General features: G+C 67.6%; 11 protein-coding genes and 2 tRNA genes. 8 read left to right on the top strand and 5 right to left on the bottom strand.

The genetic code is table 11. The annotated features are described in order from the left end of the window. Positions 1-95 precede the first annotated feature (95 nt). Positions 96-171, bottom strand: a tRNA-Arg gene (locus FOE78_RS07965). A gap of 109 nt (positions 172-280) precedes the next feature. Between FOE78_RS07965 and orn the strand changes: the two genes are divergently transcribed. Next, complete coding sequence (gene orn / locus FOE78_RS07960; RefSeq protein ID WP_143988672.1) at positions 281-958, top strand: oligoribonuclease; 678 nt, start codon at positions 281-283, stop codon at positions 956-958. A gap of 163 nt (positions 959-1,121) precedes the next feature. Continuing rightward, a tRNA-His gene (locus FOE78_RS07955) sits at positions 1,122-1,197 on the top strand. 240 nt (positions 1,198-1,437) lie between these two features. Here FOE78_RS07955 and FOE78_RS07950 read toward each other — a convergent pair. Further along, positions 1,438-2,274, bottom strand: coding sequence for a helix-turn-helix domain-containing protein (locus FOE78_RS07950; protein ID WP_143985808.1), 837 nt, complete (start codon positions 2,272-2,274; stop codon positions 1,438-1,440). Positions 2,275-2,328: 54 nt separating this feature from the next. Here FOE78_RS07950 and FOE78_RS07945 point away from each other — a divergent pair, with 54 nt between their 5' ends. Continuing rightward, the gene (locus FOE78_RS07945; RefSeq protein ID WP_143985807.1) at positions 2,329-3,009 is read left to right on the top strand and encodes an alpha/beta fold hydrolase; all 681 of its coding nucleotides are present in this window, start codon (positions 2,329-2,331) and stop codon (positions 3,007-3,009) included. 67 nt (positions 3,010-3,076) lie between these two features. Here FOE78_RS07945 and FOE78_RS07940 read toward each other — a convergent pair whose 3' ends face one another. After that, complete coding sequence (locus tag FOE78_RS07940; RefSeq protein WP_143985806.1) at positions 3,077-3,922, bottom strand: sugar phosphate isomerase/epimerase family protein; 846 nt, start codon at positions 3,920-3,922, stop codon at positions 3,077-3,079. Positions 3,923-4,290: 368 nt separating this feature from the next. Then, the gene (locus FOE78_RS07935) at positions 4,291-4,746 is read right to left on the bottom strand and encodes a DUF2269 family protein (RefSeq protein ID WP_168207421.1); all 456 of its coding nucleotides are present in this window, start codon (positions 4,744-4,746) and stop codon (positions 4,291-4,293) included. 147 nt (positions 4,747-4,893) lie between these two features. Here FOE78_RS07935 and FOE78_RS07930 point away from each other — a divergent pair, with 147 nt between their 5' ends. Together FOE78_RS07930 and FOE78_RS07925 are read left to right on the top strand one after the other, a co-directional pair. Continuing rightward, complete coding sequence (locus FOE78_RS07930; RefSeq protein WP_143985804.1) at positions 4,894-5,262, top strand: YciI family protein; 369 nt, start codon at positions 4,894-4,896, stop codon at positions 5,260-5,262. Positions 5,263-5,306: 44 nt separating this feature from the next. Further along, entirely contained in the window at positions 5,307-6,524 is a 1,218-nt protein-coding gene (locus FOE78_RS07925) for an RNA polymerase sigma factor (protein WP_143985803.1), read from the top strand. Here FOE78_RS07925 and FOE78_RS07920 read toward each other — a convergent pair. After that, positions 6,485-8,290, bottom strand: a complete 1,806-nt coding sequence (locus FOE78_RS07920; protein WP_143985802.1) for a glycerol-3-phosphate dehydrogenase/oxidase — start codon at positions 8,288-8,290, stop codon at positions 6,485-6,487. The genes FOE78_RS07925 and FOE78_RS07920 overlap by 40 nt on opposite strands. Positions 8,291-8,577: 287 nt before the next feature. Here FOE78_RS07920 and FOE78_RS07915 point away from each other — a divergent pair, with 287 nt between their 5' ends. From FOE78_RS07915 to FOE78_RS07905, 3 genes are all read left to right on the top strand, one after another. Beyond that, positions 8,578-9,720 (top strand): Mur ligase family protein, encoded by a 1,143-nt coding sequence (locus tag FOE78_RS07915; RefSeq protein ID WP_228266196.1) that lies wholly within the window; start codon positions 8,578-8,580, stop codon positions 9,718-9,720. After that, positions 9,717-10,451, top strand: a complete 735-nt coding sequence (locus FOE78_RS07910; RefSeq protein ID WP_228266098.1) for a type 1 glutamine amidotransferase — start codon at positions 9,717-9,719, stop codon at positions 10,449-10,451. The genes FOE78_RS07915 and FOE78_RS07910 overlap by 4 nt, the downstream gene beginning before the upstream one ends. Before the next feature lie 149 nt (positions 10,452-10,600). Further along, complete coding sequence (locus FOE78_RS07905; RefSeq protein ID WP_143985800.1) at positions 10,601-12,127, top strand: phytoene desaturase family protein; 1,527 nt, start codon at positions 10,601-10,603, stop codon at positions 12,125-12,127. Positions 12,128-12,134 lie beyond the last annotated feature (7 nt).

Here is a 12,134-nt window from a genome sequence, read left to right as displayed (position 1 = left end):
TACTTCCACGATTGCCAGGCTGACTCACCGAGGTGCGACGCAACTGCCGTTGCCGGCCTTGCCTGCCGGAGCCTTGCCGGAGTGACGAGTCATCGTGGCGCCCCGGGAGGGAGTCGAACCCCCAATCGGCGAGGTAGAAGCTCGCTGCCTTATCCGTTTGGCCACCGGGGCTGAGCGCTGGACACGAGCGTGTCTGGGCCGAGGTCTCACTGTAACGGTTACCGGGCGAGGTTGCCGGATGCGGCTCCGGTCTAGAGTGACCCGCGTGAGTGAGCAGGTAATGGTCTGGATCGACTGCGAGATGACCGGCCTCGACCTCATCGACGACGCCCTGATCGAAGTGGCCGCGTTGGTGACGGATTCCGAGCTGCAGGTCCTCGGCGACGGCGTGGATGTGATCATCAAGCCGCCGCAGCGCGCACTCGATCAGATGGGCGACTTCGTCCGCAACATGCACGAGCATTCCGGGCTGCTCACCGAACTGGACGCCGGGCTGACCATGCCGGAGGCCGAGGAGCAGGTGCTCGAATACATCCGCCAGTACGCGCCCGAGCCGGGCAAGGCGCCGCTGGCCGGAAACACCATCGGCACCGACCGGGCCTTCCTGGCCCGAGACATGCCGACCCTGGAGTCGTACGTCCACTACCGCAACGTGGACGTGTCCTCGATCAAGGAGCTGGCTCGCCGCTGGTATCCGCGGGTCTACTACCAGTCGCCGGAGAAGTCGGGCAATCACCGCGCGCTGGCCGACATCCGGGAGTCGATCGAGGAGCTTCGCTTCTACCGCGAGGCGGTGTTCGTGCCACAGCCGGGCCCGGACTCCGCCACCGCCAAGGAGATCGCCGCCAAGCACCGCGGCGGCCTCACTCCGCCGTCCGAAGCCGAGGCCGCTGCCGCTGCGGAAACGACGGCTGCGACCGACTCCGCGCAGCGGCCCAACGCCTCGACATCGGCCTGATCGAGCCGTCCGCTGGGAGCCCTCAGGGTGGAGTTCGGCGTCGCAGGTTCATGCTGAGATCCGATTTCGGCTCAGCGGTTGGGTAACGCTAAGATTCAACGGCTGCCGGTGCCACGGGTGGGAACATCTCGGCGTCCGGCGGATGACGCAACGTCGTCCGATGGTGGGTGTAGCTCAGTTGGTAGAGCACCTGGTTGTGGTCCAGGATGTCGCGAGTTCGAGTCTCGTCATCCACCCCATCGTCCTGACAAGGACGACACCGCCTGACAAGGCGGGACCCTCACGCAGCACCTGAAACACATCGTTGATCTGTGATCGGGAGCGTCCAGGCCGCGGAATCGCGCACTCGTCAGGATTGCTGCGTTCCGCGGCCGACGCCGTACTGAAAGCCGCGTGGCCGGGAGCTACTCGGGGGAGATAACAACCCGGCCACTTCCGCCCACCCTGCCAGGCCTTCGTACGCCGACGCAAACCGCTCCTCAGCTGTCGGGCGCGTTCGCTACCAGACCCTGGGCCGTGCCACGCCCGCCGGCACGGTAGCGACCCGGCGTGGTACCGATCACCTTCCTGAACGCGGCGATGAACGCACTCGGATTGGCCCAGCCGCAGGCGTACGCGGTCTGGGTGGTGTCGTGGCCGTCGGCCAGCAGCACGAACGCGTGATAGATCCGCAGTTGCGTGCGCCATTGATAGAAGGACATGCCGAATTCGTCGCGGAAAAGCCGACTAAGCGTACGACTGCTGGCGCCGATCCGCTTACCGAGTTCCGGCAACGGGGCGCTGTCGGCCGGCGTCTCGTACAGCATCCGCGCGACGGCCCGCAGCCGGTCGTCTCGTGGCTCGGGCAATTGCAGTGGTCGTTCGCGTGCCTCGCGGAGCTCGTCGACCAGGACGCGCACCAGCCGAGCCCGGGCCGCAGCGCCGTATCGCGGCGCGGTCTCGTCGTAGTTGCCGGGACCGGTCAGCGCGAGCAGCACCTCGCGGGCCAGGCCGGACGCCTGGAACACCGCCGGACGATCGCCGACGAGCCGGGCCATCGACGGCGTCAGAAAGACGATCCGCATGTCGGTGTCGCCGTGGGCGCGGTGCGAGTGGCTGAACCCGCCCGGCGTCCAGGCGACCCGATTGGCCGGAACGATCGAGGTGCCGCGCTCGGTGTGTACGGCCAAGACCCCGGTCGCTGCGTACACCAGATGGCCTCGTTCGTGCGCCTGCAGTTCGCTCGCTTCGCCGGACGGCCACAGGTGACGTCCGCCGGAGGGCCACAGCTGGGACGTGACCTCGGCGCTCGGACGAGGTTGGCGGCGAACAGGCATCGGTTGTCAATCTAGCGGTAGCACGCCACGCCGTCAGCCGACCAGACTGCACGCATGACTACGTACATCCTCGTGCCCGGTGCGTGGCACGGATCCTGGACGTTCGAGGAGGTCGCCCCCCTGCTGGAACGCGCCGGACACACGGTCCACGCGCTGACCTTGACCGGTCTGCGACCCGACGACGACCGGGCGACGGTCGCCGCCGCCAACCTCGACACCCACGCCGACGATGTGCTGCGGCTTCTTGATCAAGAGCAGATCGGCGACGCGACCCTGGTCGGCCACAGTTACGCCGGCATGGTGATCACCGCCGTCGCCGATCGCGCCGCGAGTCGGATCTCGCGGCTGGTGCACCTCGACGCCTACGTTCCTCGTGACGGCGAGTCGTGCTGGTGGTTGGCCAACGACAGCTACCGGCAGGCGTTCGTGGATGGTGCAGCCGACACGGGCTACGCCGTACGCGCGCCGTTCCGTCCGCCGAACGGTGGCGATCCGCGCCGGCGTCCGCACCCGCTCGCCTCGCTGCTGCAGTCGATCCGGATCAGCGGCGCCGTCGACCGAGTGCCGCGTCGCGAATTCGTCTACTGCAGCGGGTGGGAGGACCGGACGCCCTTCGCCGGTCTGCGTGCTCGGCTGGCCGCCGACCCGAGATGGCGGGTGCATGACCTGCCCACCGGCCACAACGCGATGGCCGAGGACCCGAAGGCGGTCGCCGCCCTCCTGCTCGACCAGTGACGTTGCTCGATCGGCGATCAGGACTGCCGTCGCCGAGCCCCGATGATCATGGACCCGGCCGGAGCGCTCAGCCCCCGATCGCGCTCGTCAGCCGGGACGCGGCGTCGGCGAGCACCTCGTCGACGGGCTGGGAGGCCAGCGACTTCATGAACGGCTCGATCTTCACCGGCCCGGTGTACGAGGCCGCGCGCAACGCGGACATGAACCCGTCCAGATCGATCACGCCGGTCGATCCCGGCAGCCGCCGATCCAGGTCCTGTTGTTGATCACGTTCACGATCGTCGCGGGCGTCGTTGATGTCGGCGGAAACGATGTCGGCGTCGGTCAGCCCGGCAAGATCATCGGCGCTCTCGCCGGCCGTGTACCAGTGGTAGCTGTCCAGGATCAGCCCGATGTTGCTCGCGCCGGTCTCGGCGATCAGCTCGCGAGCCTCGGACAGCGAATGCAGGAACGGGAAGCGTTCGGTCGACCAGAACGTCTTCGGCCCGATGTACTCCAGGCCGATCCGGATGCCGGCATCGGCCAGCAGCTGCGAGACCAGGGTGAGCCGGCTGACATGCAGCACCCAGTTGCGCCGGTAGCTGAGGTCGTCGTGCATCGGCCGGATCCAGGTGCCGACCCGATCGATCCCGGCTGCGGTCAAGATCGACAACGCCGCCGGCAACTCGGCCAGGGCGGCGGCGAACTCGCCGGCCGGTGCGGTCAGATTGATCGGCAGCCCGGCCATTCCCCATCGCAGCCCGCGGTCGCCGACGCCGGCGGCGAATTCGGTGACGGCAGCATCGCTGCCCAGCTGCTTGAGGTAACCAAGATCGGGATCGACACCACCGAAGCCGTGCTTGGCGGCAAGGTCAATTGCGGTCGGCAGGTCTGCGGACAGGCCCAGAGCGCCCATGCTGAGATCGGAGAACATGGATGACGACGCTATCGCCGTACGCCCCCGGCTGACCAGACACCGTCCATTCCCCGACTCCCGCTGCTGCCCCGGCACCTCGTTCCCGCGCACCGTCGTCACCCCGGGCACTCGCTCCCGCGCATCCATGGCGCTGCCGCGCAAGTTCCAACCAGGTTGGTACCGGGTTGGTACCTGCGCGGCAGAACCGAAGGTGCGCCGGAGCACAGTGATTGCGCGCCGGAGCATGCGTGGTGCGCAGGGGGCCGCAGATCCGACGGGTCCGGGTACGGAGCGTCGGTCCGCAGGTGCGAGGGCACCCGAAGCCTGGGGCCGCACGTGCCAAGAAGGGTACGGAGCTTCGGTCGCCGGGATGCCGGCCGTGACGGTCAGTGGCCGCCCGGCTGGTAGACCATCAGCACGATGATCACCAGGAAGATCAGTCCGGTGACGCCGCCGACCCCCGCGACGCGTCCCCGCAGTGCAGAGCTCACCTCGCTGCCGACGGTGATCTCGGCGGTGATCCGCTGCAGCGCCGGCGTCAGCACGGCCAGACCGAGCGCGACGGCGATCGCCCAGAGCAGCAGCGAGAGCCAGATCCAGGTCTCGCCGAAGCTCGCGACCGGCTTGTGCGTGTACGGCGACGTGGCCGACATCAGCCCGAATCCGAAGATCACCACCGCGATCGAGACGATCGAGTAGATCTGCACCAGCCGGGCCGACGACTTGGTCGCCGACGCGTCCTTGGTCCGAATCCCACGGACCGCGGTGGTCGCGCCGTAGATCAGCGGACCGACGACGCCGATGGCGGTGATCAGATGCAGGGCGAGAAAGATCTTGAACACAGGGTTGAGGCTAGCCGACACCCGCAGCCGCTGATCTTCGCCCAGTACGAACCTGGAAATTCCGTCCGCGTTCTGTCGAGAATGTCTTGTCGGTGTCGACCACAGGTCACAGACCGCGCTGGCGGTCACCGAGACAAGGAGCCTTCGATGAAGTACCTGATCTTGATGCAGGTCGACCCGACCGTGCTGGAGAACCTGACCGACGACCAGCAGAAGTCGATCATGGACGGGCATGCAGCGTTCATGGCCGAGATCAAGGCGTCCGGCGAGATGTTGAGCACTCACGCCCTGGGCGATCCGAGCCAGACCACCACGGTGCGCGCCCGCGGCGGCAAGCCCGAGGTGCTGGACGGGCCGTACGCGGAGACCAAGGAGTTCATGGGCGGTTATTACCTGATCGACGTCGAGTCCAAGGATCGCGCGGTCGAGCTGGCCCGGAAGATCCCGGACGCCAGCATTGACGGTCTTGCGCTGGAGGTCCGGCCGGTCATGTTCAGCGACGGCGAACCGGTCTGATCCCGATCACGTACTCGAACCCGATCGCGGGCCGCGAGCTGATCATGGAAACGAGCGCGTTCGAGGACCTGCTGCGCCGGATCGGACCGCAGGTCCTCGGCGTGCTGCTGAGACGCTACGGCACCGATCAGTTCGATCTCTGTGAGGACGCCGTCCAAGAAGCGATGCTGGAGGCGTACGCACAATGGCCGAGCCACGGCGTACCGGACAGCCCGGCAGGTTGGCTGGTGACCAGCGCCCGCCGGCGGATGATCGATCGGATCCGGAGCGATGCCCACCGGCGCGAACGCGAGGAATCCCAAGCCCGGCTTGCTCATCCGCTGGCCGAGAGCCCGGTGCCCGAGACCGACGACAGTCTGCAGTTGTTGATCTTGTGCTGCCATCCAGAGCTGAACAGATCGGCGCAGATCCCACTCACTCTGCGGGCCGTCGGCGGACTGACCACCGCTCAGATCGCGCACGCCTATCTGCTACCCGAAGCGACGATCGCACAACGGATCAGCCGGGCGAAGGCCAACATCAAGGAGGCCGGGTTCCGCTTCCCCACGGCCGTCGACGTTACCGATCGACTCGAGCCGGTGCTGACCGTGCTCTACCTGATGTTCAACGAGGCGCACACCAGCACCAGCGGTGATCAACTGTACGATGTTGATCTTGCTGCCGAGGCGATCCGGTTGACCCGGCAGGTGGACGACCGGCTTCCCGATCATGGTGAGACCAGTGGCCTGCTGGCGTTGCTGTTGCTCACCGACGCACGCCGAGCCTCCCGGGTTGATGATCATGGACGGATGGTCCCGCTGGACGAGCAGGATCGGACCTTGTGGGATCGGGACAAGATCAACTCCGGGCTGCGGCTGCTGCACGAAGCACTTCCCGGGCGGCGGCCGACGCCGTACCTGATTCAGGCGGCCATCGCTGCTCTGCACGCCGAAGCGGCGAGCACGGCGGACACCGACTGGCAGGAAATCCTTGCCCTGTACAGAATTCTCGAAGAGCTCACGGGAAATCCGATGGTCAGCCTGAACCGCGTGGTGGCCGAATCGATGGTGTACGGCCCGCGGACCGGGCTGCGGGCGCTGGAACCGATCGCGGCCGTCCTGCCCGCTGATCATCATCGCGTGCTCGCAGTCCGCGCCCATCTGCTGGAGCGCTGCCACGATCCGGCCGCTGCCGAGACCTACCGCCAGGCATCCCGGCGAACACCCACCGTGACCGAACGCAATTACCTGCTGTCGCGGGCACGACGACTCGATCCGAACTGAGTCGAATCGCCGTCCAGCATGGGAATCAGCTCGTCGACCGCCTCGCGCACCCCGACCGCTGCCCGATCGTCCGGTTCCTTGATCGCCGCCAACTCGGCCAGGGTCCAGGTGCGATAGGCGTCGACCTCCGCTTCGCGTTGATCATCGGACCAGCCGAGCATCGGCGCGACGATGTCAGCGATCTCGTCCACCGCGGCCAGCCCCTGCTCCGGCACCTCGTAGACGATCCGGGTGCGCCGGGCGAGGATGTCGTCCAGATGCAGCGCACCCTCATGCGTGATCGCGAAGGCGATCTCGGCCCGGATGTAGGCCGGTGCCTGCTGCAACGGCTTGGCCATCGACGAATCGTCGGCGCACAGTTGGGCGATCTGAATGATCTCGGCACCGTAGCGATGCAGCAGGTGCGAGATCCGCCACTCGTCCCAGCCGTATTGCAAAGCCAGCGTCCGGGTGTGTTCGCGGGCACCGGGATAGCCGACCGCACCGACCAGCGGAACGTTCGCGGTCACCGACGGCAACCGTTCGGCCCGCTCCCCCAGCGCGAAATCGACCGCGTCCTTGGCCATCACCCGATAGGTGGTGAACTTGCCGCCGGCGATCGACACCACTCCCGGCACCGGCGAGGCGACCGTGTGTTCACGCGAGATCTTCGCCGAGGTGCCGTCGCCGGTGGTGCCGGGTTGCAGCAGCGGTCGCAGTCCGGCGTAATGGCCGACGATGTCTTCCCGGCCGATCTTCTGCGCCAGTACGGAGTTGGCTTGGTCAAGCACGTAGTCGATGTCGGCCGACGTCGCCACCGGCTTGGCGACATCCTCCTTCCACGGCGTGTCCGTGGTGCCGATGATCCAGTAGCGCGACCACGGGATGACGAACAGCACACTGGTCGCGGTCTGCAAGATCAATCCGGCCTTACCGTCGATCCGATCCCGCGGCACCACGATGTGTACGCCCTTGGATGCCAACACGTGCAGGCTTCCGCTGCCGCCGGTCAGCTTCTCGGTCTTGTCCGTCCACACCCCGGTGGCGTTGATCACCGTCTGCGCATGGGCCTCGAACTGATCACCGGTTTCAAGATCAACAAGCTCGGCGCCGATCACCGCGCCGCCCGGGTTCTTGATCAACTTCGTCACTTGGGTCCGGCTGGCCGGGTGGGCTCCGTACGCCTGTGCGGTGCGGAGCAGATCGGCGACGAACCGGGCATCGTCGACCGAGGCATCCCAGTACTGGATCGCCCCCTGGGCGACGTCCGGCTGCAGCCCGGGAAAACGCTGCATCAGCTTGCGATGCCCGATGTAGTTGTGCCAGGGCACCGTACGCCGACGCTGGCCGCGGACCTTCGTACCGCGGCTGAGGCTGGCGAGCACGTCGTACAGGCTGATGCCCGCCTCGACGTAGCCGCGCTCGACGAATCGGCCGTGCAGCGGGTAGAGGAACGGCACCGGTTTGACCAGGTGCGGCGCCAACTGGCTGAGCAGCAGGCCGCGTTCGACCAGGGCCTCGTGCACCAGCTTGAAGTCGAACATCTGCAGGTAGCGCAGTCCGCCGTGGATCAGCTTGCTGGACTTGCTCGACGTGCCGGACGCCCAATCCTGCGCCTCCACCACGGCCGTGTTCAGTCCCCGGGTAGCCGCGTCCAGCGCGATGCCGGCGCCGGTGACGCCGCCGCCGATCACCAGGATGTCGAGCTGATGAGTGGCCTGCGCACTGTCGCGGAGCCGCTGCAGCGCGGCCGTACGGGACGCACTGGTCAGCCTGCTGTCGATCATGTTCCTCCGTCAGCCGTCGGGTGCCCGCCCCGCGAGCCTAATGGGCGGATGGGACGGCGACGAGGGCTCCCCGGCCGGAATCGTCGCACCCCGCGCGATGGGTGAGAATGGGCGCCATGCCGTTACCCGAGACCACCACCGGACTGGTGCCGACCGGCCCGCGTCGCGCCCGGTTGGGCATCATCCCCCGGCTCCGGCTGCGCGCCGCGACCTGGGCCGGCGACGTTGCTGCAACCGCGTCCCGGCTGGCCGGCCGCGGCACCGGCACAGCAATCCGCGGCCAGGTGATGCTCAAGGTCGACCCGAAGGCGATGGCCGAGTTGCTGGCCGGACGGCGGATCGCTGCGGTCTCCGGGACGAACGGCAAGACCACCACCACCCACCTGCTCACCGCAGCCGTACGCAACGCGGTCGGCGGCGACGATCGGCTGGTGCACAACGCCGACGGCGCCAACCTGCACAGCGGCATCACCTCGGCGTTGTCGGCCAAGCCCGCTGCCGACCTCGCGATCCTGGAGACCGACGAACGCGTGGTCGCCGACGTGGTCCGGCTCGGCAAGCCGGAAGTCCTTGTGCTGTTGAACTTCAGCCGTGATCAGCTCGATCGCCATCACGAGATCAAAGCGCTGGCCCGAGCCTGGCGCAACGCGCTGATCGACGCCGGCGACGAGGGTCCGGTCGTGGTCGCCAACGCGGACGAACCGCTGGTGGTCTGGGCCGCACACGCCGCGAAGCAGACGGTCTGGGTCGACACCGCCGGCAGCTGGGTGCAGGACGCGGCGCTGTGTCCCGAATGCGGCGGCACGCTGCTGCGCACGGAGTCGGCCGGCGGCACCAGTTGGGGCTGCCGGGACTGTTCGCTGGCCGAGCCGCAGGCCGATTACCGGGTGGTCGGCGAGAAGATCAGTACGCCGGACGGGCGAGTCTGGCATCCGCAGCTGCAGGTGCCGGGCAAGTTCAACATCAGCAACGCGGCGTGCGCACTGGCCGCGGCCGGGTTGTTCGGCATCGATCCGCAGACCGCGATCGGTGGCATGCAGACGGTGACCTCGCCCGCCGGTCGGTTCGGTACCGCGCACTTCGGCTCGACCACGGCTCGGTTGTTGCTGGCCAAGAATCCGGCCGGCTGGGCCGAGGCGTTGCCGCTGGTGCAGACCGAGACGGTGATCCTGGCGATCGATTCGGCGGCCGCCGACGGTCGGGACGTGTCCTGGCTGTGGGATGTGGAGTACGAGCAGCTGGCCGGTCGGAGGGTGATCGCGACCGGGCCGCGGGCGCAGGATCTGGCGGTCCGGTTGGCCTACGCCGAGGTCGAGCACGACTGCGTACCCGATCTTGGTGAGGCGGTGCTCGGGCATCGTGAACCGGTGGACATCGTCGCCACGTACACGCCGTTCCAGCGGTTGCGGAAGATGGGAGGACTGGCGTGAGCGTCAGCTCGTACGGTGCCGGCAAGCGGGTGCACGTCGTCCTGCTTTACCAATCCCTGTTGGGAATCTACGGTGATCGCGGCAACGCGACGGTGTTGATCAAGAGGCTTGCCTGGCGTGGCTACGACCCGGTGCTGTCGGTGGTCGAGCCGGGCGATCCGCTGCCCACCGACGGCGACGTCTACCTGCTCGGCGGTGGCGAGGACGCGGCCCAGATCTCCGCGGTGAAGGCGCTCAAGGCCGACGGCACCATCTACCGCGCCGTCGAACGCGGCGCGGCGGTCTTCGCCGTCTGTGCTGGCTATCAAATCCTCGGCAACTCGTTCACCGTCGGCGACAACGACACGGTCACCGCCGGGCTCGGGCTGTTGGACGTGACCACCACCCGCGGTCCACGGCGCGCCGTCGGCGAGCTGCTCGGCCACTGGATCGGACACGACGGCGAGGACCAGTGGCTGACCGGTTTCGAGAACCACGGCGGCTACACCCGGCTCGGCCCGGACGCCCGGCCGGTCACCCGGGTCGAGGTCGGCGTCGGCAACTGCGGCGACGGCACCGACGGCGCCCAGCAGGGCAACGTGATCGCGATCTATCCCCACGGCCCGGCCCTGGCCCGCAACCCCGCGCTGGCCGACCACGTCCTCGAGCTGGCGCTGAAGACCGAGTTGCCCAAGCTGGACCGCCCGGAGGTTACCGAGTTGCGCCGCCAGCGCATCGCCGCGGCCCGCTGACCGCCGTCACCCGAGACAGCCGCGCGCAAAACCCGCTCCCGCTACCGAAATATCGCGCGCGGGAGACGATCTTGGGTGCGGCTGATGCCCATACGGGTCTGGAGCGGCGGGTTGTCGACGCGCGCCGGCGCCGGTGATTGGATGAACGAATGACCGACGCTGACGTGGTGATCATCGGAGGCGGGCACAACGGGCTGGTGGCCGCCAGTTATCTGGCACGCGCCGGCAGGTCCGTGGTGGTGTTGGAGGCGCGCGGCCAGCTCGGCGGCGCAGTTGCGGGAGAGCGTACGTTTCCGGGCGTCGACGCCCGGCTGTCCCGGTTCTCCTACCTGGTGTCGCTGTTGCCGGACAAGATCATTTCCGATCTTGATCTTGACCTGGAACTGCGTTCCCGCACCGTCGGCTCGTACACACCGGTTGGTGATCATGGACTGCTCGTGGAACGCCCGGAAGGCGACGCGACGCGTGCGTCGTTCGCCGAGATCACCGGCAACGAACGGGAGTACGGGGCCTGGCAGCGATTCCATGCTGATCTTGAACGCTTCGCCTCGGTGGTCGCACCGACCCTGACCGAGCCGCTTCCCCAGGTCGGCGAGATCCGCCGCCGCGTCGGCGACGAACTGATGGACGCGTTGACCGCTAGGCCCATCGGCGATCTGGTCACGGACAGGTTTGCCCATGACGTCGTACGCGGAACGGTGCTGACCGATGCGCTGATCGGCACCGAGGCCGACGTCCATGATCAATCGCTGGTGCAGAACCGCTGCTTCGTCTACCACGTGATCGGACGGGGCACCGGTGAGTGGCGGGTGCCGGTCGGCGGGATGGGCGCGGTCGCGGATGCCCTGGTTGGCTCGGCTTCTGCGGCCGGCGCCGAGTTGATCACCGAAGTGGCCGTGACCGAGCTGAGTCGAGAAGTTGATCATTGGCGTGCGGTCACTGCCGACGGCCGATCCTGGCAGGCACCAGTTGTGCTGGCGAACTGTGCTCGGTGGACGCTCGATCGCCTGCTCGGCAAGGCCACAGCCAAACCGGCCGGCAATCAGATCAAGATCAACATGGTGCTGCAACGGCTGCCGACGCTCCGCTCGGGACTCGATCCGAAGATCGCGTTCGCCGGCACGCTGCATGTGCATCAGAGCTATCGGGAGCTTCGCGCTGCGCACCAGCGCGCGATGTCCGGCCAGTTGCCAGCCCCGTTCCCGTGCGAGGTCTACTGCCACTCGCTCACGGACTCGAGCATCCTCGGCCCGGAGTTGGTCAAGAAGGGCTGGCACACGCTCACGCTTTTCGGCCTGCACGCCCCGGCGAATCTCTTCGACGAACCGGGCCGGTCGATTGCTGTGGAGTGGGCGGTGAAGGCCAGCATCAAGGGTTTTCTGGCCGAACCGCTGTACGACTGCATCGCCACTGACGCCAACGGTGACCCCTGCTTTGAGCTGATGACACCGCTCGACATCGAGGCCGAGCTCGGCATGCCCGGCGGCCACATCTTCCACGGCGACCTCAGCTGGCCCTGGCGAGATGATGATCAAGAAGCCGAGACCCCGGCCGAACGCTGGGGTGTGGCCACCGAGCACCCCGGACTGCTGCTGTGCGGTTCCAGCAGCCGCCGCGGCGGTGCCGTCAGCGGCCTCGGCGGCCACAGCGCCGCGATGGCCGTGCTGGACTCCTGACCCTCGA

This window comes from Microlunatus elymi, assembly GCF_007362775.1.
Classification (GTDB): Bacteria; Actinomycetota; Actinomycetes; order Propionibacteriales; family Propionibacteriaceae; genus Microlunatus; species Microlunatus elymi.
Note: the sequence above shows the minus strand (reverse complement) of the source record. Positions and strands in the feature narration are given on the sequence as shown.

Excerpts from the sequence above, each read along its gene's own strand:
- FOE78_RS07950 (WP_143985808.1), bottom strand. The coding sequence starts at position 2,274 with ATGCCTGTTCGCCGCCAACCTCGTCCGAGCGCCGAGGTCACGTCCCAG.
- FOE78_RS07905 (WP_143985800.1), top strand. The coding sequence starts at position 10,601 with ATGACCGACGCTGACGTGGTGATCATCGGAGGCGGGCACAACGGGCTG.
- FOE78_RS07925 (WP_143985803.1), top strand. The coding sequence starts at position 5,307 with ATGGAAACGAGCGCGTTCGAGGACCTGCTGCGCCGGATCGGACCGCAG.
- FOE78_RS07940 (WP_143985806.1), bottom strand. The coding sequence starts at position 3,922 with ATGTTCTCCGATCTCAGCATGGGCGCTCTGGGCCTGTCCGCAGACCTG.
- FOE78_RS07915 (WP_228266196.1), top strand. The coding sequence starts at position 8,578 with ATGCTCAAGGTCGACCCGAAGGCGATGGCCGAGTTGCTGGCCGGACGG.
- orn (WP_143988672.1), top strand. The coding sequence starts at position 281 with ATGGTCTGGATCGACTGCGAGATGACCGGCCTCGACCTCATCGACGAC.
- FOE78_RS07920 (WP_143985802.1), bottom strand. The coding sequence starts at position 8,290 with ATGATCGACAGCAGGCTGACCAGTGCGTCCCGTACGGCCGCGCTGCAG.
- FOE78_RS07930 (WP_143985804.1), top strand. The coding sequence starts at position 4,894 with ATGAAGTACCTGATCTTGATGCAGGTCGACCCGACCGTGCTGGAGAAC.
- FOE78_RS07945 (WP_143985807.1), top strand. The coding sequence starts at position 2,329 with ATGACTACGTACATCCTCGTGCCCGGTGCGTGGCACGGATCCTGGACG.